Origin of the sequence: Massilia putida, from assembly GCF_001941825.1 — a bacterium.
Taxonomy (GTDB): Bacteria; Pseudomonadota; Gammaproteobacteria; order Burkholderiales; family Burkholderiaceae_D; genus Telluria; species Telluria putida.
On record NZ_CP019038.1, the window covers coordinates 275,332 to 292,840 of the forward strand.

The 17,509-nt window shown below is 68.9% G+C and carries 16 protein-coding genes; 1 reads left to right on the plus strand and 15 read right to left on the minus strand.

Translation table 11 applies throughout. From position 1 onward, the window contains the following. Nucleotides 1-113: 113 nt before the first annotated feature. Nucleotides 114-1,013, plus strand: coding sequence for a lipid A hydroxylase LpxO (gene lpxO / locus BVG12_RS03670; RefSeq protein ID WP_075791227.1), 900 nt, complete (start codon nt 114-116; stop codon nt 1,011-1,013). A 112-nt stretch (nt 1,014-1,125) separates the two neighbouring features. On the opposite strand, the gene BVG12_RS03675 is transcribed toward lpxO, so the two are convergent. The 15 genes from BVG12_RS03675 to BVG12_RS03745 form a co-directional block, all read right to left on the minus strand. Beyond that, nucleotides 1,126-2,481 carry an acetate kinase gene (locus tag BVG12_RS03675; protein WP_075791228.1) on the minus strand — a complete coding sequence of 452 codons (1,356 nt, stop codon included), beginning with the start codon at nt 2,479-2,481 and terminating at the stop codon, nt 1,126-1,128. 25 nt (nt 2,482-2,506) lie between these two features. Then, on the minus strand, nt 2,507-3,010 hold the full coding sequence (locus tag BVG12_RS03680) for a hypothetical protein (protein ID WP_075791229.1): 504 nt from the start codon (nt 3,008-3,010) through the stop codon (nt 2,507-2,509). Nucleotides 3,011-3,021: 11 nt separating this feature from the next. Then, the gene (locus BVG12_RS03685; protein WP_075791230.1) at nt 3,022-3,711 is read right to left on the minus strand and encodes a C39 family peptidase; all 690 of its coding nucleotides are present in this window, start codon (nt 3,709-3,711) and stop codon (nt 3,022-3,024) included. Then, nucleotides 3,708-4,097, minus strand: a complete 390-nt coding sequence (locus BVG12_RS03690; protein WP_229503791.1) for a hypothetical protein — start codon at nt 4,095-4,097, stop codon at nt 3,708-3,710. The genes BVG12_RS03685 and BVG12_RS03690 overlap by 4 nt, the downstream gene beginning before the upstream one ends. A 95-nt stretch (nt 4,098-4,192) precedes the next feature. Further along, nucleotides 4,193-6,343, minus strand: a complete 2,151-nt coding sequence (locus BVG12_RS33810; protein ID WP_075791232.1) for a hypothetical protein — start codon at nt 6,341-6,343, stop codon at nt 4,193-4,195. A gap of 283 nt (nt 6,344-6,626) precedes the next feature. Then, a complete protein-coding gene (locus BVG12_RS03700; protein WP_075791233.1) occupies nt 6,627-7,964 on the minus strand; it encodes a sigma-54 dependent transcriptional regulator in 1,338 nt (445 codons plus the stop codon). 405 nt (nt 7,965-8,369) lie between these two features. Continuing rightward, on the minus strand, nt 8,370-9,584 hold the full coding sequence (locus tag BVG12_RS03705) for an acetate kinase (protein WP_229503792.1): 1,215 nt from the start codon (nt 9,582-9,584) through the stop codon (nt 8,370-8,372). Between the two features lie 20 nt (nt 9,585-9,604). Next, complete coding sequence (locus BVG12_RS03710) at nt 9,605-10,051, minus strand: hypothetical protein (RefSeq protein WP_156895524.1); 447 nt, start codon at nt 10,049-10,051, stop codon at nt 9,605-9,607. Nucleotides 10,052-10,061: 10 nt separating this feature from the next. Then, nucleotides 10,062-10,736, minus strand: a complete 675-nt coding sequence (locus tag BVG12_RS03715) for a C39 family peptidase (protein WP_075791235.1) — start codon at nt 10,734-10,736, stop codon at nt 10,062-10,064. Then, a complete protein-coding gene (locus BVG12_RS03720) occupies nt 10,733-11,113 on the minus strand; it encodes a hypothetical protein (protein WP_075791236.1) in 381 nt (126 codons plus the stop codon). Before BVG12_RS03720 ends, BVG12_RS03715 begins: the two co-directional genes overlap by 4 nt. A 56-nt stretch (nt 11,114-11,169) precedes the next feature. Further along, complete coding sequence (locus BVG12_RS33815) at nt 11,170-12,516, minus strand: hypothetical protein (protein WP_075791237.1); 1,347 nt, start codon at nt 12,514-12,516, stop codon at nt 11,170-11,172. A gap of 279 nt (nt 12,517-12,795) precedes the next feature. Next, nucleotides 12,796-14,118 carry a sigma-54 dependent transcriptional regulator gene (locus BVG12_RS03730; protein WP_083684501.1) on the minus strand — a complete coding sequence of 441 codons (1,323 nt, stop codon included), beginning with the start codon at nt 14,116-14,118 and terminating at the stop codon, nt 12,796-12,798. 163 nt (nt 14,119-14,281) lie between these two features. Continuing rightward, nucleotides 14,282-14,698 (minus strand): hypothetical protein, encoded by a 417-nt coding sequence (locus BVG12_RS03735; RefSeq protein ID WP_075791238.1) that lies wholly within the window; start codon nt 14,696-14,698, stop codon nt 14,282-14,284. A 4-nt stretch (nt 14,699-14,702) separates the two neighbouring features. After that, a complete protein-coding gene (locus tag BVG12_RS03740; RefSeq protein WP_075791239.1) occupies nt 14,703-16,673 on the minus strand; it encodes a peptidase U32 family protein in 1,971 nt (656 codons plus the stop codon). A 120-nt stretch (nt 16,674-16,793) separates the two neighbouring features. Beyond that, nucleotides 16,794-17,420, minus strand: a complete 627-nt coding sequence (locus BVG12_RS03745; protein ID WP_075791240.1) for a response regulator — start codon at nt 17,418-17,420, stop codon at nt 16,794-16,796. Between the last annotated feature and the right edge of the window lie 89 nt (nt 17,421-17,509).

Sequence of the window (17,509 nt, forward strand, 5' to 3'; positions counted from 1 at the left end):
CACGTCGATCGACATTCGCGGCCGTACGCCATCCGTCCCGACCAGCCGGGGTGGATGGCGTACGGCCGCGTATCGCATATGGTATCCTTGCGCCTCGTTTTGTCGGAGGCGTCATGAAGTGGTTCGTTGTCGGTTTTCTCGTGCTGTCGGTCCTGCACATCCATTTCCGCGGCAAGGTGCGGCTGCCGTTCGGCCGCCAGCTGTTCGACCATTCGTCGTTCATGGCGCCGATCAATATGTTCATGCACCTGTTCTCAAAGGTGCCGAGCACGCCGTACATCCCCGTGCGCGAATTCCCCGAACTGTCCGTGCTGCAGGAAAACTGGCCGACGATCCGCGAAGAAGGCCTGCGCCTCATCGAGCTTAAAAAGATCAAGGCCTCCGAGCAGAACAACGACGCCGGCTTCAATTCCTTCTTCAAGACGGGCTGGAAGCGTTTTTACCTCAAGTGGTACGACGCGAGCCACCCGTCGGCCGAACGCATGTGCCCCAAGACCTACGCGCTGCTGCAGGGCATCCCGTCCGTTAAGGCCGCGATGTTCGCCGAGCTGCCGCCGGGCGCCAAGCTGAACCCGCACCGCGACCCGTTCGCCGGCTCGATGCGTTACCACCTCGGCCTGGCGACGCCGAACGACGACCGCTGCTTCATCGAAGTCGACGGCCAGCGCTACAGCTGGCGCGACGGCCAGGGCGTCATCTTCGACGAGACCTATATCCACTGGGCCGAAAACGCGAGCGACAGCGACCGCCTGATCCTGTTCTGCGACGTCGAGCGCCCGATGCGCTTCCGCTGGATGCAGGCCGTCAACCGCTGGCTGGGCCGCACGATGATGACGGCGGCCGCGTCGCCGAACGAGAGCGGCGACCAGACGGGTCTCGTCAGCAAGCTGTTCCGCATCTCTTACGTGATGGGTCAGTACCGCCGCCGCTACAAGGCCTGGAACAAGACGGCGTACAAGGCGACAAAGGTCGCGCTGATCGTGGCGCTGGCGGCGCTGGTGTATTACATCTGACCCGGATGGCCGCGCGGGCCCGGGGAGTCCGCCGGACCGGCCGCGCCGGACAAAAAAGGGCCGCAAGTGCGGCCCTTTTCGTTGAGCCGCGCCTTGCGGCCAAAGGGGATGCTCAGAAAGTGAAGGGCATCCTGACCATCAGCGTGACGTCCGGCGTGTCGCGTGTGAGGCCGGCGCCGACGGAGACGCTCAGCGTGCGGTTGTTCTTCATCCGGTAGGAGTAGCCCAGCAGGAGGGTGCCGAGCTGCACCCGGACCGAGCCGGGGATCACGACGCCGTTCTGGTGCATGCGCCCGACGGAGTTGTGGTCGTAGCCGATGCTGAACGACGCCCGCTCGTTCAGCGCCAGTCCCATGCCGAAGTTGAAGCCGAACACGTCGCCCGGATCGACCTGCCCCAGAAATTCCCGTCCGCCGTTCAGCACCGTCCGGTAGATGTTGTTGCGCTTGAAGTTCTTCGTGTAGCTGAAGCCGCCGAAGAAGATCGCGGGGTCGGACGGCAACAGCCAGGTCACGCTCGGCTGGATCGAGTAGAAGCCGGAGCCGGTGGGCAGGTCGAGCGGCAGGCCGGTGCCCGTCACGTTCTGGCCCACGCAGCGGGTCTGGCAATCGGTGACGACCTGGAACGGGTCGCGGCCCGTGCGTGACTTGAAGCGCAGGCCGGCGATGTAGTACGGTGTGTCGACGCCGCCGTCGTTCAGCTGGTAGCGCCATCCCAGCTCGATGTCGCCGATGCCCTTGCCGCTCGTCTCGAACGCGCGCTCGGCCGCCGTGCCGGTGAACAGCTCGCGGCTGACGGTCGAGTCGCTGCGGTAGACGTAGGGGATCTTCGCTTCCAGTTCGAGACGGTTGTCGAAGCCGTAGCGGAACGTGGCGGTGCCCGTCGTCGTGTTGCGTTTGACCTCGCGCACGTCCAGCAGGCCGATCAGCAGGGCCGGGATCACCGTGTAGCCGACCAGTGCCACGCGGTTGCTGGACGAATAGCCATACTGGACGGACGGTTCGAACACGAGTTTGCCCCGCGGCGTCAGCACGCCCGGGGTCTCGAAGATCGGCGCCACTTCCGGTGCGCGCGGCGCGGGCGGACGGCCGACGGCATCGCCGGCGGATGTCTGGCCCGCGTCGGCGAGTGCGCCGCCCGTGCCGCGCAGCGGGGCCAGGCGGCCCGGATACACGGGTTGCGCGAGCGGAACCGCGGGCGCGGCCTGGACCTGGAGCGGATCCTGCGGCTGCGGCGCCGACAGATTGCCGGTCCCGCGCATCTTGTCGAGCTGCGCCGGCGCCGCCGCGACGCCGCTCGCGCGCAACTGGCGTTCGAGTTCGTCGACGCGCGCCCGCTGCTCTTCCAGCTGTTGTCGCATGATCTTGAGCTGCTCGAGGAGGTCAGGACCGGACTGGGCGCCGGCCGGGATGGCCGCCAGGGCCACGCTGACACCAATCACGCTGTACAGCGCTGGAATTTTTTGCATAAGTTTTCTCCAGGTTAAAAATCCGTCACCTGCCGGTGGCGGCGGTATTGAGCGCGTTCGCCAGGCTGGACTGGAAATTCATGGCTTGCAGCAGTCCGCGCGCGTTCACGCTTGCATTGATGATGGTCTGGTTGTTGATCAACTGGTTGTTCAGGCTGTTCTGGATGACGGTGCCGCCCAGCGTGGTGTCGCCCATCTGGACGTTGAACGTGCCGCCGCCATTCTGGATCAGGCGGACCTGATTCGCCGTGTCGGCGGTCAACGAGCTCTGGCCGCTCGTCAGGCGGCCGAGGTCGCCGAAGTCGAGCTGGCTGCGTTCCGCCACATTGCCATTGATCGTGACGATGCGCTCGATGCCGAGCGACACCGCGAGGCCGTTGTCGGTGACGAAACCGCCGCGGTAGGCGTCCAGCTCGCTCGACGCCACGGCGTTGTCGCTGCTGAACGGATTGTCCGGGCCGCCGGCGAAGCCCTGCGTCGCGATCGCGGCGCTGGCCAGCACGAGGCCGATCTGGACGGGAATGCGCATGGGGTCTCCTGTCAAAAATCTCCGGGACCGAATTTCGGCAGCGTCGTCATGTCGATCGCGGTCCGGGTGACGCCCTCGGCCAGCGGCGCGCGCGGTGCGGCCGCCCAGTCGAGTTCGGCATTGAACGAAGGCTTGCCCGGTGCGTCGTGGATCACGAACAGCAGCCGGGTCGGCCAGATGGATTCGAAGTGCTCGCGCGTGATCGACCGGGTGCCACTGGACGGATCGCCCAGCAGGATGCGCCCGTCGTCCGCGCCCTTGATGACGACGAAGTGGTTATAGCCTTTTTCCGAGATCAGCACGATGGCGGGCAGTTTGCTGTCGAACAGTTTCTGCAACGGCACCTGGAAGCCGTCCGCCTTGAAGCCGATCTTGGCGAGGTAGCGCTGCATGTCGAGCAGCGAAAAGCCTTCGCGACGGATCTTGGCCTGGTCGCCGATCTCCCACATTTCCTTGAACGCGTCGGTTTCGCTGACCGGGTGGCCGTAGTGATAGGTCAGCAGCGTCGCCACCGCGGCCGAGCCGCAGCTGAAGTCGTATTGCTGGCGGGTCGTCGAGGTGAAGCGGAGCTCCCGCATGCTCTTGACCGGCACGTTGAAGCGGGCGCCGCCCGCGATCGGCAGGTCGGCCGCTTGTGCGCAGGCGGCGCCCAGCAAGGTGCCGAGCAATGAGCACAGGAGGGGCAGGGCGCCGTACTTCATTTGAACTGCAGGTTGACGATGGTGGCGTTCTGGATCAGGACGTTCGCGCCGCTGTTCTGGATCACCACCGGTATGCCCGACATGTTGGCGAACGCCCCGGCGTCGATCGTGTTCGACCCTGTGACGACGCTTACCGCGCTGTTGCCGGTCACGACGCCGCTGAGATTCGCGTTGTTATTGGTCGTGAACGTGTCCGTACCGCCGCGCGAATGTTCCAGCTTGCCCAGGTCGGCGGCCGGCCCGAATCCGAGCGCGTCCGGCTTTGCCGCCTTGTCCGCACCCGTGACCGGCTGGCCGGCCGGCGCGTTGTCCTGGACGGGGACCGCGAGTTCCGGTCCTGCTAGGGCCGCGGATGCGCAGGCCGCGAGCACAGCGAAGCTGCACACGCGGCGGCTAGCATGACTCTTGAGTGATGACTGCATTGTCTACCCCCGGTTGCTTCGTAAAACCGCCGTGCCCGCGGGCACGGCGGTACGCCGCCTTACTTGCCGACAGCCAGATTGCTCTGGACGTTCACGCTCTGCTGGATCAGCGAGGAGAAGCCGTTGTTCTGGCTGACCACCATCACGCCCGCAGCCGACTGGCCGACACCGCTCATGGTGTTGGACATGTCGAAGGTGCCGGCATTGACGGTGTTCGTGCCGCCGGCGCCGCCGGTGCCGGCGCCGCCCATGCCGCCGGTACCGATGCCTGCCGTGACGTTGGCGAGAGCGCCGCCGGCGCCGCCGGTGGTCGAGCCGCCGTTGCCGCCATTGCCGCCGTTGCCGGCCGTTGCGTTACCCACGGTGGCCGCACCGGTCGTCGCCGCACCGCTGGTGGCCGCGCCGGTGGTGGCGCCGCCGCTGGTGGCTGCACCGCCGGCCGCGCCTGCGCCGCCCGTGTTCGATGCCATACCGCTGGCTGCACCCGCACCGCCCGCTGCGCCGGCACCTGCCGCGCCCGAGCTTGCCGTACCTGCGGCGCCGGCACCGCCCGCGCCCGAGCTTGCCGTACCTGCCGCACCCGCGCCGCCCGCGCCGCCTGCGCCGCCCGTGTTGGCCGCGCCGCTACCCGCCGTCGAGGTCAGGGCACCGCCGGCACCGCCGGCTGCGCCGGTCGCGGCACCACCTGCTGCGCCGGCACCGCCGGTGTTCGAGGCCATGGCGCCCGCGCCGCCAGCACCGCCAGCCGCGCCGGCCGCACCCGAGCCGCCTGCACCGCCTGCCGCGCCGGCCGCACCCGAACCGCCCGCGCCGCCAGCCGCACCGGCGGCGCCAGCGCCGCCGGCGCCGCCAGTGCCGAGGCCGGCGGTCGAGGTCGAGCCGGCGCCCGTCGTCGCGCCGCTCGTGGCCGTCGACGTGCCCGCGTTGGCGCTGCCGCTGCCGCTGAGGCCACCGGCACCGGACGTGGCCGTGTGGGTGCCGTTGCTGTCCGAGCTGCCGGCGGTCGGGCTGGTCGCCGACGAGCTGCCACCGGTACCTGCGCCGGCCAGGCCGCCTGCGCCGCCAAAGCCGCCGGCGCCGCCCGCTGCACCGGCACCGCCCGCACCGCCGGCCGCACCCGCTGCACCCGCGCCGCCTGCGCCGCCGGCCGCACCCGCGCCGCCTGCGCCACCGGTGGCTGCACCCGTGCCGCCGCCCATGCCGCCCATGCCGGCGGTGGTGGGGCCGCTGGCGCCGCCGTTACCGCCGGTCGTGGCGCCCGTGGCGCCGCCGTTGCCGCCCGAAGCCAGGCCGCCTGCGCCGCCGGCCGCGCCCGCACCGCCCGCTGCGGTCGCGCCACCGCTCAAGCCGCCTGCGCCGCCTGCGGCGCTGGCCGTGCCGGTGGAGCCGCCGAAGCCGCCTGCGGCGCCCGCGCCGCCGGCACCACTCGACGCACCCGAGGCAATGCCGCCCGCGCCGCCCGCGCCGGCGGTCGCGCCGCCGGTGGTTGCCGCACCGGCGCTGGCGGCGCCGGTGGTGGCGGCGCCTGCGCTGGCGCTGCCGTTGGTGGCCGTACCGCCCGCGGCGCCCGCGGCGCCGTGTGCACTGCCGGAGCCGCCGCCCGCGCCGGTGCTGGCCGTGACGCTGCCGCCCGTGCCTGCAGCGCCGGCGCCGGCCGTACCGGCAGCGCCGTTGGCGCCACCGCTATTGGTGGCCACGTTGCCGATGCCCGAGATCGTGTTGCCGGAGACGCTGCCGCTCAGGTTCGCGGTGGCGTTGGCCGTCGAGTTGTTGAAGCTGTTCGAGAAGGTCGACGTGGCCGTGCCGCCATTGTTGGCCGCGACGCCGCCGACGGCGGATGCGGTTGCATCGCCGGAGCTGCGGTTGCTGTTGTCCGTGCTCGTGGTGGTATTCGTGGTGGTACTCGTGGTCGTATTGGTGCTGCGGTTGCTGCTGTCGTGGGTGCTGTTGTCCGTGTTCGTGGTCGTGCTGACGCTGCGGTTGCTGCTGTCGTGGGTGCTGTTGTCCGTGTTCGTCGTATTCGTCGTGTTGTTCGTCGTCGCGGTGCTGTTATTCGTGCTGCGGTTGCTGTTGTCGTGCGTGCTGTTGTCCGTCGTACGGGTCGTGGTCTGCGTGGCCGTGCTGCCGCCGCCCGCGCTGTTCGTATCCTGGGCTTGTGCGCTCAACGAGAAAGCCAGCGAAATTGCCGTCACGAGCAAGGTCTTGTTCATTCGAGTTCCCCTCGGGTTTGATGGTTGGTGATGGGTCGGCTGTAGCGCCGACTTCCATCTCTTTGCACTTTCAGTGCCAGCCATACTGTCGAGTTCGCTAACCCATTGTTTTTGTTGACTTTGTGCGGATTTTCCTACACGGTCGTCAGTGAAAATCCGGCACGATTTACCGAAAATATCGAAAAAGTGTTTCACTTCCGGTACAACTGTGTCCACGCTTGTGCCGAAACACACAAAAAAAAGTGGACACCTTGTCCACTTCTGCACCACCCCGCGCGCGCGCTCACTCGCGCATGCCGTGCTTGCTCAGCAAGCGGTACATCGTCGTGCGCGAGACGCCCAGGTCGCGCGCGGCCCGGCTCACGTTGTGGCCGCTGCGGTCCAGGCACTCGCGCAGGGCGCGCCGCTCGGAGCGCATGCGCGTGTCGTCCAGCGCAGCCGGCGTCGGGGCCGCGATGCCCCGCACCAGACCCAGGTCTTCCGGCATGATCAGGCGCCCGTCCGACATGACGAGCGCGCGCCGCACCCGGTTGATCAATTCACGCACATTGCCCGGCCAGTCGTGGTCGAGGATCGCTTCGATCGCCCGGTTCGAAAATCCCTTCAGGCGCGGCGATTTTTCGCTCGCGTACATGTGGAAGAAATGCTCGGCCAAGGTGATCAGATCGTCGCGCCGTTCGCGCAGCGGCGGCACGGTCACGGGCAGCACGGCAAGGCGGTAGTACAAGTCCTCGCGGAACGCGCCGCTGGACACCGCCTGCTGCAGCTGGACGTGCGACGCGGCGATCACGCGCACGTCGACGCGGATGTTGCGCGTGCTGCCCAGGCGGCAGATGGTCTTCTCCTGCAAAAAGCGCAGCAGGTTCGCCTGCAGGTCCTTGGGCAGGTCGCCGATCTCGTCGAGGAATAGCGTGCCGCCGTCCGCCGACTCGATCAGGCCCGCCTTGCCGCGCGTCGCGCCCGTGAAGGCGCCCCGCTCGTAGCCGAACAGCTCGGAGTGGATCAGGCTGGGCGCGATGGCACCGCAGTTGATGGGGACGAACGGCCCGGCGGCCCGGTCGGACTGGGCGTGGATCGCCTGGGCCGTCAACTCCTTGCCGCTTCCGCTTTCGCCCCAGATGAGGACGGGCGCCGCGACCTTGGCCACGCGCGAGACCTGGGCGCGCAGGCGCGCGATCGCGTCGCAGGTGCCGATCAGCGGCGACGCCGGATCGTTCCCGGCCACCTCGAACGCATCCGGACGCCGGCGCAGCATCGCCCAGCCATGCGCGTGGCCCAGGGTATGGGCCAGCCGCACCGGGTCGACGGGGGCCGTGTGGTAATCGCATAGGTGTTCCACGACGAGATCGCGGCAGGGTGCCGATTCGAGATCGCGCGGATTGAACACGCCGACCCACTGCATATGGCTGTGGCGGCGCAGGAAGGTATCGACTTCGGCCGGCCGGTGCTGCTCGCGGTCGTGCATGAGCAGGCCGACCAGGTAGCGGTCATTGCGCAGTTCGCGTCCGGCATCGCCGAGATTGCTGACACTGCGGATTTCCCAGTCGTGCATCGCTTCGTCCAGCATGGCGCGGGCGCCATTGTCGTCCGGGGCAATGCACAGCAGGCGCTTTCGGGTCATCCATCCTCCATCGGGTAATCGGCCGGTCCTCGCTATGGCGGCAGACGAATGGGAGAACCGGCATGTATCTCTTGACAAGTGTAACGGTACGTAACCTCGGCTGCTGTTCTGTAGCCTGTTAGCAATTCCACACTGTAAGTTAATCTTTGTTTAACATTATGCCGCCCGCAGAAGATTTGTGGCGGACGATAGCGTATCGGCCGTCGGTTACAATTAGTCACAATCCTGTAACCATTCTTCATAAGGGTCAAGCGAATACGGGTGCCCGTGTGGCTTTTTGCTGATTCGGGCGCGCGAACACCCCACCGGTGGGGAATCGCGATGCGCGGAGGGTAGGCAGAAACACGGTGGGGATCGTGCCGGCGATAATGCCGGCACGCCCCGTATTGGAAGACGGCTTTTGCTTCAGAAAGCGAACGGCACCCGCACGGTCAGCGTGACGTCGGGCGTGTCGCGCGTGAGCCCGGCGCCCACCGACACGTTCACGGTGCGGCCCCGGTCGAGCCGGTACGATGCGCCGATCAGCAGCGTGCCCAATTGGATGCGCACGGAGCCCGGGATCACCTGGCCGTTCTGGCGCGTACGGTCGACGGCGCTGTGGTCGTAGCCGATGCTCAGCGACGCCTTGTCGTTCAGGGCGAGCCCCATGCCGAGATTGAATCCGAACACGTCGCCCGCCTTGATCGTGCCCAGCGGCTCGCGTTTGCCGTCGAGGACGGTGCGGTAGACGTTGCGCCGTTCCGTATTGCGCGTGTAGCTGAAGCTGCCGAAGAACACGGCCGGGTCGGACGGCAGCAGCCACGTCAGGCTGGGCTGCAGCGAGCGGAACCCGGAACCCGTGGGCAGCGACAGCGGCAGGCCGGTGCCCGTGACGTTCTCGCCCACGCACCGGGTCTGGCAGTCGGTGACGACCTCGAACGGGTCGCGCCCCGTGCGCGACTTGTAGCGCAGGCCCGCGATCCAGTATGCACGGTCGGGGCCGCCGTCGTTGAGCTGGTAGCGCATGGCGGCCTCGACGTCGCCGATCGCCTTGCCGCTCGTGTCGAACGCGCGCTCGGACGCGGTGCCGGTAAAAATTTCCCGGCTGACCGTCGAGTCGGTGCGGTACACATACGGGATCTTCGCTTCCACTTCCAGGCGGTTGCCGACGCCATAACGGAACGCGGCGGCGGCCGTCGTCGTGTTGCGTTTCACCTCGCGCACGTCCAGCAGGCCGATCAGCAGCGCGGGGATCACCGTATAGCCGACCAGCGCCACGCGGTTGCTGGACGAGTAGCCGTACTGGACGGACGGCTCGAAGACGAAGCGCCCGCGCGGCGTCAGCACGCCCGGGCTCTCGAAGAGGGGCGCCACCTCCGGCGCCTTCGCGGGCGCTTGCGGCGCCGGCCCGACCGCGACCGGGGCAGGGTCGGCGGCGGGCCCCCGCCCGCGCAGGTCGTCCAGGCGGGACGGCGCCGCCCCGAGTTGCCGTTCGAGCGCGTCGATGCGGGCGCGTTGCTGGTCAAGTTGTTGCCGCATGGCCTGCAGCTGCGTTATCAGATCGGCGCCGGAGTCGGCCGTCGCCGGGGTGCAGGACAGCGCCAGGCCGAGGCTGAGCGCGCCGGGCAGTATTCGCTTCATGGGGTCTCCGCGGTGGGTCGTCATTTGCCGGTGGCGGCCGCGTTGAGCGCGTTCGCCAGCGTCGTCTGGAAATGCATGGCTTGCATCAGGCCCTGTGTGCCCACGCTGGCCTGGATGATCGTGGCGGTGCTTATCGTCCGGTCGTTCAGCCCGTTCTGGACGACGGTGCCGCCCGTCAGCTGCGCCAGCTGGCCGGCCGCCTGCGCGGACAGGTGCGACGTGCCGCCGACGAGCCCGCCGAGGTCGCCCAAGCGCAGTTCGCTGCGCGCGGCGACCTGGCCGTCGACCGTCACGATGCGTTCGATGCCCAGGGACACGACGAGCCCGGACGTCGTCGTGAAGCCCCCGCGGCAGCCGTCCAGCACGGCGGGGGCGACGGCAGCGGAAGGTGTGAACGGCGGCGCAGCCTGCACGCTCGTCCCGGCGAGGGCGAGGGTCAACGTCAAAGGCGTCAAAGATAATCGCATGGGGTCTCCTTCAAAAATCGCCCGGGCCGAATTTGGGCAGGTCGACGCCGCCTCGCGCCGTCCGCGCCACCGCGTCGGCCAGCGGCGCGTGCGGCGCCGCGCGCCAGTCGTCGGCCAGGTTGAACATGGGTTGCGTGGGCGCCGTGTGGATCACGAACAGCAGCCGCGTCGGCCACAGGGCTTCGAAACGCTCGCGGGACAGCGAGCGTGTGCCGCTGGACGGGTCGCCGAGCAGGATGCGGCCATCGGCTGCGCCCTTGATGACGACGAAGTGGTTGTAGCCGGCCTCCGTGATGAGGACGATGGCCGGCAGCCCGGCCTCCACGAGCTTGTCCAGCGGCAGCCGGAAGCCGTCGGCCTGGAAGCCGATCGACGCGAGGTAGCGCTGCATGTCGAGCAGCGAAAAGCCTTCGCGCCGGATCTTGGGCTGGTCGCCCTGCGCCCACATGGCGGCGAACACCGTGCTCTCGCTGACGGGGTAGCCGTAGTGATGAGTCAGCAGTGTGGCGAGCGCGGCCGAGCCGCAGCTGAAGTCGTACTGCTGGCGCAGCGTCGAGGCGAAGCGCAACGTCTTCATGCTGCGCACGGCCACGTTGTATGTGCCGCCGCCCGCGACCGGAAAGTCGGCCGCGCCGACGGTACCGGCCGCCAGCGCGGTCGCCAGGAAAACAGGCAGGCGTTTCATTTGAACTGCAGGTTGATGATGGTGGCGTTCTGGATCAGCACGTTCGCGCCGCTGTTCTGGATCACGACCGGGATGCCGGCCATATTGGCGAACGAGCCGGCATCGATGCTGTTGTTGCCGGTGACGACGTGAACGGCCGTGTTGGCGGCCACCGCGCCGTCGATGCGCGCGTCGTTGCGGGTGTCCGTGCCGCCGCGCTGCCGCGCGAGGTCCGCCGGCCCGGGGACCCGCGCACCGATCGCATTCTCGGGCCGGAACAGCGCCCGGGCGGCGGCGCGCGTGTCCGCGTCCGGGCCGGCCCACGCCGCCGACGCGACGGATGCCAGCGCGGCCATGGCGCACGCGCGCAGGATGATGATGCGAATGAAGGGGTGCATGCTCGACTCCGCTCGTGGCAGAGCTGCCGTGCCCGCGGGCACGGCAGCCCCGTCGATCAGTGACCCAGCGCCAGGTTGGCCTGGACGTTCACGCTCTGCTGCACGAGCGACGAGAGACCGGAGTTCTGGCTGATCACCAGCACGCCGGCGGCCGATTGGCCCGTGCCGCTCATGTTGTTCGACATGTCGAACGTGCCGGCATGGACGGTGTTCGTGCCGCCGTTGCCGCCGGTGCCGTTGCCGCCCGCGCCGCCGACGCCGTAGCCGGCCGTGATCGACGCCAGCGAGCCGCCGGCGCCGCCGGTGTTCGCGCCGCCGCTGCCGCCCTTGCCGCCCGCACCGCCGGTCGCGTCGCCGACGGTGGCCGGGCCGTTCGAGGCCGCACCCGCCGTCGCGGCGCCGCCATAGGCACCGTCGCCGGCGTAGTTGTTCGCATTGCCGCTGGCACCGCCCTTGCCGCCCGCGCCGCCATAGCCGCCGCCGCCGCTGGTCGCGGTGCCTGCGCCGCCGCTGCCGCCACCGCCACCCGCGCCGCCAGTGTTCGACGCGCCATTACCCGCGGTGCTGGTCAGGGTGCCGCCGTTGCCGGCGTGGCTGCCGCTGGCACCGCCTCCGTAGGCGCCGTTGCCCGCCTTCGTGCTAGCGCTGGCACCGGCGCCGCCGGCGCCGCCGATGCCGAGGATGCCGTCACCGCCGCTGCCGCCCGCGCCGCCCGTGGCCGGGCCGCCGGTGCCGCCCGATCCGCCGATGCCCCCGAACGTGCCGCCGCCGGGCCCCCCGTTCGCGCCCGTCTGCGTGCCGCCAGCGCCGCCGTTGCCGCCCGAGGCATTGCCGCCGGCGCCGCCAAGGCCGCCGGCGCCGCCCGCGGACGCCGCCACGCTCGCGCCGCCCGCAGCGCCTGCGCCGCCTGCGCCGCCTGGGCCGCTGGCGGCACCGGCCGCGATGCCGCCCGAACCGCCGGCGCCGCCCGTCGCGAAGCCACCGAATGCCGGGCCGTTGCCGGCACTGCCGTTGGTCGCGTTGCCGCCCGCCGCGCCGGCCGCCCCGTTGGCGCCGGCGGCCGTGCCGCCGAAGCCGCCCACCGCGGTCACCGAGCCGCCGGTGCCGTTGCCGCCGTTGCCGCCCGTACCGGCCGCGCCGTCGGCGCTACCGATGTTGGCGGCCGAGTTGCCGACACCGAGGATGGTGTTGCCGCTGACGCTGCCGCTCAGCGAGCTGATGGCGTTGGCCGTCGAAATGTTCGTCGTGGTGTTCGTGGTCGAGGAGAAATGCAGGCTGTCGTCGTTTTGGGTGACGGTCGATGTGGAGTGGTCGTACGTCGTGTTCGTGCTCGTGTTGGGCCCGGCGTATGCGCTCAGGGAGAAGGCGAGCGACAGGGCGCTGGCAATCAAAGTCTTCTTCATTCGGTGTTCCTCTTTGGTTTTGGGTCGGTGACGTGCCGGTGTGTGGACCGGTACCCATCCATTCGCAGGAACGGTGCCAGGCCCCGGACTCGCGGCCTAAGCCATTGATTTTTGTTGGGCCTGTAGTAACTTTCTGAAGGGCTCATCGGAATCCTGGTCAGGGCGGCTGGCGCCGCCTGCCGATAGGCTGTGCCTCGTGCGTTACAGGTGCGTCACCCGACCGTTTGCCACGCACGAGGCCGTGTGGACACCGTCCTGCGCCGGCAGGGGCGCGGGCGCTCACCGCTGCATGCCGTGCTTGCTCAGGAGCCGGTACATGGTGGTCCGCGACACGCCCAGGTCGCGCGCGGCGCGGCTGACGTTCTGCCCGTTGCGCTGGAGGCATTCGCGCAGGGCCAGCCGTTCGGTACGGGCGCGCACGTCGTCGAGGGCGGCCGTCGCGGCGAGCGGCGCGTCGAGGCCGAGGTCCTGCGGGGTGATCAGGCGCCCGTCCGCCATCACGAGCGCGCGTCGCACCCGGTTGATGAGTTCGCGCACATTGCCCGGCCAGTCATGGTCGAGCAGGGCCGCGACGGCGCGGCTGGAAAACCCCGTCAGCCGCGGCGACCGCTCGTCGGCGTACAGGTGGTAGAAGTGCTCCGCCAGCGTGACGACGTCGTCGCGCCGTTCGCGCAGCGCCGGCACGGTCACGGGCAGCACGGCGAGCCGGTAGTACAGGTCTTCGCGGAAGGTGCCGGCGGCAACGGCACGCTGCAGTTGCACGTGCGACGCGGCGATCACGCGCACGTCGACGTGGATGTCGCGCGTGCTGCCCACGCGGCAGATCGTCTTTTCCTGCAAAAAGCGCAGCAGGTTCGCCTGCAGGTCGCGGGGCAGGTCGCCGATCTCGTCCAGGAATAGCGTGCCGCCGTGCGCCGATTCGATCAGGCCGGCTTTGGCGCGCGTGGCGCCCGTGAAGGCGCCCCGTTCATGACCGAACAGTTCGGACTGGATCAGGTTGGGCGGGATCGCGCCGCAATTGATCGGCACGAAACGCCGGCTCGCGCGCGGCGATTGCGCGTGAATGGACTGGGCCGTCAACTCCTTCCCGCTGCCGCTCTCGCCCCAGATCAGCACGGGCGCGTCGACCCGCGCCACGCGCCCGACCTGCGCGCGCAGGCGGACCATGGCGTCGGCCCGGCCGACCAGCAGGCTCGCGCCAGGTTCGGCGTCGGCGGGTGTGGCTGGACGGCGCAGCATTGCCCAGCCATGCGCGTGGCCGAGCGTGTACGCCAGCCGGCGCGGATCGACGGGGTCGGTGTGGTAGTCGCACAAGTGTTCCACGACGAGGTCGCGGCAGGCCCTGTTGTCGAGGTCGTGCGGGCGGAATACGCCGATCCATTGCGTGTCGCGGTGGCGGCGCAGGAAGCCGTCGAGATCGGTGGTCCGGTGCAGGGCCCGCGCCCGCATCAGGAGGCCGACCCGGTAGCCGCCGCTGCGCAGCTCGCGTGCCGCATCGCCGAGGCCGGACACGCAACAGAGCTCCCAGTCGCGCATCGCGTCGTTCATGAGCGCGACGGGATAGGCGTCGTCGGGGGCGATGCAAAGCAGGCGTTTGCGCATGTCCGTCTCCAGGAGGGAGTGGTCGCACGGCGCGCGAGCGGCGCGCCGCTCATGTCTCCTGTGCGGCATGTCGGTGTACTGCCGCCGCTGAACCCATCTTATCCGGACTGCCGCGCGCACCGCAGGCGGGCGCATCGCGGAAGCAACAATTCGTCAAAGCGGCTCAGCGGATGCGGCGGACCTTCGGCGATGCGTTGGTGCCCTCGATTTCCAGGAACATCGTGCCGAACAGATTGCGCACGATTCTCACCGGCGGATCGTTCACGGGCTGCAGGTCGGCCTGGCTGCCGTCGACGATTTTCCACACCTGGCCGTTGGCGAGCGTGACGAGCGTGGCCGGGCCCCAGCCGGAGAAGGTGCCGACGATGTTGCTCTGGACGGATGCGGGCGGCGCCTCCGGTTTCTTCTGCTCGAGACCGAAGGATTGCTCGCGCGCGCCGGCAGGAATCGCATCGTAGCAGGCCAGGCGGGCGGCGGATTCCGTCAGTGCGCGGCAGGCCAGCAGGGCGGCGTCGTCGGCCAGCGCGGCGCCTGCCGCGCCCAGCAGCAGCGCGGAAAGCAAGGTGGCGCGGACGGTCATCGGGTCAGGCGCGCGGACGCTGGCGGTGGAAGACCAGCGGGCTGTACGGAATGGCGGACGGCGGCGGCGAATTCAGGATGCCGGGCTTCATCGCGCCGATCACGTGCATCTCGCACGGCTTGCAGTCGAATTTCAGCGTGTAGCGTTCGTCGCCGCTGACGAGGGTCATCGGCTCGGCGCGGACCTGGCCCTGCACGCCCTGCACACCCTTCGCTTGTTTCGGACACAGGTTAAACGAGAAACGCAGACAGTGCTTGGTGATCATCAGCGACACTTCGCCCGGCTCTTCATGCGACTCGTACGCGGCCGCGATCAGTTGCACGCCATGCTTGTGATAGAACGCCCGCGCCTTGTCGTTGTAGACGTTCGCCAGGTAGCTGAGCTGCGTCTCCGGATACGCGGCCGGCGGTTCCACCGCTCGCGCGCGCTGCGGACGCTGCCAGGCGGCCAGGCGCGCCGCTTCCTGGGCGGCGACGGCGTCGCGGCGCAGGCCGTTGATCGCGCTGGCCGGCACGAACCACGGCTGCGACAGGGCGACGTCGATCGTGCCCGCCGCGAACATCGTGTTCCCGAGCTTGCCCAGGCTTGCGCGCAGGCCCGCGACCGCCTGCTCGGCTTGCTGGGCCGGCTGCAGGGCCAGCGCCGCCTCGGTCGTCGTCGTGATGCCGTCTTCGTCCGTGACGGTGAGGCGCAGGCCGCCTTCGACGTCTTCCAGGCGCAGGTCCGCGCGCACCTTGCGTTCAGACGATTTCTTCGTGAGCGCGGCTTCCCACTGGTGGTCGCGGTTGCGGTGGATGACGGTGCCGACTTTCAGGCCGGCCAGCGTGCCGACCGCCTCGTTCGGAAACACGCGCCAGCGCTGGCCGTCCGCGTCCTCGCCGAGCTTTTGCACGGTATTGGCCTGGATGCCGACCGTGTCGCGCTTGTGCATGTAGTTCAAGCCGTCGCCGTTGGCCATCGCGTCGTGCGTGAGGAGATCGAAATTGTCGCCGCCGATGCGCACGACCGTGCCCAGTTCCACGCCGACGTACTTCGGCGAGTCGAAGGCGCCGATGGTCTGCTGGCGGCCCTGGGCAAAATAATCCGTGTGGCCGCGGTGGAAATTCTTGTCGACGTCCGGCGTGAACATGATCTCGGTCCGGCCGCTCGACGCGCGCGCCAGTTCCGGACGGCGTTCCAGGATCTCGTCCAGCAGCAGGCGGTAGTGGGCCGTGATGTTCTTCACGTACCCCATGTCCTTGTAGCGGCCTTCGATCTTGAAGGAGCGGATGCCGGCGTCGACGAGCGCTTCCAGGTTCCGGCTCTGGTCGTTGTCCTTCATCGACAGCAGGTGCTTTTCGTAGGCGACGACGCGGCCCTGGCCGTCCGACAGCGTGTACGGCAGGCGGCATGCCTGCGAGCAGTCGCCGCGGTTGGCGCTGCGGCCCGTGTCCGCGTGCGAGATATAGCACTGGCCGGAGAACGCGACGCACAGCGCGCCGTGGACGAAGTATTCGAGCGGGGTGTCGACCTGGGCGCGGATCGCGCGGATCTGTTCGATGGTCAGCTCGCGCGCCAGCACCAACTGCGAAAAGCCCACCTGCGACAGGAATTTCGCCTTCGGGACCGTGCGGATGTCGCACTGCGTGCTGGCGTGCAGCTGGATCGGCGGCAGGTCCATTTCCAGCATCGCCATGTCCTGGACGATCAGCGCGTCGACGCCGGCGTCGTACAGTTGATGGATCTGGCTGCGGGCCGTTTCCAGCTCTGCGTCGTGCAGGATCGTGTTCATCGTCACGAAAATGCGCGCGCGGTAGCGGTGCGCGAATTCGACGAGGCCCGCGATGTCTTCCAGCGTATTGCTCGCGTTATGGCGCGCGCCGAACGCGGGGCCGCCGATGTAAACCGCGTCGGCGCCGTGCAGGATGGCTTCGCGGCCGATCTCGGCGGTTTTGGCGGGGGACAGCAGTTCGAGCTGGTGGGCGAGCAGTGACATGGCGGTAATTCCTGGCTGGCGAAGGAGGGCATGAGAAAACCGTCGCGAGCGCCAGCGCAACGCGCAGCAGGTATTCTCGTCCCCGAAAGGCCGAAATTATAGCCAGATCAAGGGTTTATGTCACCGCTCCGCGTACGCCTCGCCATGCAGGGCCGCTTCGACGGCGGCCCGCAGCGCGTCCGGCGCGACCGGTTTCGGCAGTACCGGGATGTCCTCCGGCAATCCCATCGCCCGGATCGTCGCCGGATCGAGTCCGCTGATCACGACGATGGCCATGTCCCGGTACGCCGGACTCGCGCGCAACGTGCGGATCATGCGCAGGCCGTCCACGCCTGGCATGCTGAGGTCGCCCACGAGCAGGTGCGGCCGCGTTTCGCCGATGCGGAGCAATGCCTCGAAGCCGTTGCCGGCCCGGACGACGTCGAGCGGCATGTCCCGGCCGGAGATCGCCGCCTCGTACAGCGCCAGCATCGCCGCGTCGTCGTCCACGAGCAACACCTTGTAGCGGGCCGGCGCCGCCCGGTTGACCATCGCCTGGTGGCGGCGCGCGATGTGGCGTTCGATCGACGCGAGGGCGATGCGGCGGTGTCCGCCGGCCGTTTTCCACGCCTCGAGCGTGCCGCTTTCCACCCACAGTTGCACGGTGCGGTGCGATACGCCGAGCAGGGCCGCCGCCTGCCGGGTGGAGCAGTATGCGGCGGCATCGAAATCCTGGTCGGCAAAGGTTGGGCTGTGGGGTGATGTCATGGCTGTCGTCACGTTGCGATGATTGATTCTCGTGATGCATGCAGGAATCTATCAAATAATCACAACGTGTGACAGCAATATTTACGAAA

What these genes read in the sequence shown, in the direction of transcription:
- lpxO (WP_075791227.1), top strand. Translation starts at nt 114, where the DNA reads ATGAAGTGGTTCGTTGTCGGTTTTCTCGTGCTGTCGGTCCTGCACATC.
- BVG12_RS03675 (WP_075791228.1), bottom strand. Translation starts at nt 2,481, where the DNA reads ATGCAAAAAATTCCAGCGCTGTACAGCGTGATTGGTGTCAGCGTGGCC.
- BVG12_RS03680 (WP_075791229.1), bottom strand. Translation starts at nt 3,010, where the DNA reads ATGCGCATTCCCGTCCAGATCGGCCTCGTGCTGGCCAGCGCCGCGATC.
- BVG12_RS03685 (WP_075791230.1), bottom strand. Translation starts at nt 3,711, where the DNA reads ATGAAGTACGGCGCCCTGCCCCTCCTGTGCTCATTGCTCGGCACCTTG.
- BVG12_RS33810 (WP_075791232.1), bottom strand. Translation starts at nt 6,343, where the DNA reads ATGAACAAGACCTTGCTCGTGACGGCAATTTCGCTGGCTTTCTCGTTG.
- BVG12_RS03700 (WP_075791233.1), bottom strand. Translation starts at nt 7,964, where the DNA reads ATGACCCGAAAGCGCCTGCTGTGCATTGCCCCGGACGACAATGGCGCC.
- BVG12_RS03705 (WP_229503792.1), bottom strand. Translation starts at nt 9,584, where the DNA reads ATGAAGCGAATACTGCCCGGCGCGCTCAGCCTCGGCCTGGCGCTGTCC.
- BVG12_RS03710 (WP_156895524.1), bottom strand. Translation starts at nt 10,051, where the DNA reads ATGCGATTATCTTTGACGCCTTTGACGTTGACCCTCGCCCTCGCCGGG.
- BVG12_RS03715 (WP_075791235.1), bottom strand. Translation starts at nt 10,736, where the DNA reads ATGAAACGCCTGCCTGTTTTCCTGGCGACCGCGCTGGCGGCCGGTACC.
- BVG12_RS03720 (WP_075791236.1), bottom strand. Translation starts at nt 11,113, where the DNA reads ATGCACCCCTTCATTCGCATCATCATCCTGCGCGCGTGCGCCATGGCC.
- BVG12_RS33815 (WP_075791237.1), bottom strand. Translation starts at nt 12,516, where the DNA reads ATGAAGAAGACTTTGATTGCCAGCGCCCTGTCGCTCGCCTTCTCCCTG.
- BVG12_RS03730 (WP_083684501.1), bottom strand. Translation starts at nt 14,118, where the DNA reads ATGCGCAAACGCCTGCTTTGCATCGCCCCCGACGACGCCTATCCCGTC.
- BVG12_RS03735 (WP_075791238.1), bottom strand. Translation starts at nt 14,698, where the DNA reads ATGACCGTCCGCGCCACCTTGCTTTCCGCGCTGCTGCTGGGCGCGGCA.
- BVG12_RS03740 (WP_075791239.1), bottom strand. Translation starts at nt 16,673, where the DNA reads ATGTCACTGCTCGCCCACCAGCTCGAACTGCTGTCCCCCGCCAAAACC.
- BVG12_RS03745 (WP_075791240.1), bottom strand. Translation starts at nt 17,420, where the DNA reads ATGACATCACCCCACAGCCCAACCTTTGCCGACCAGGATTTCGATGCC.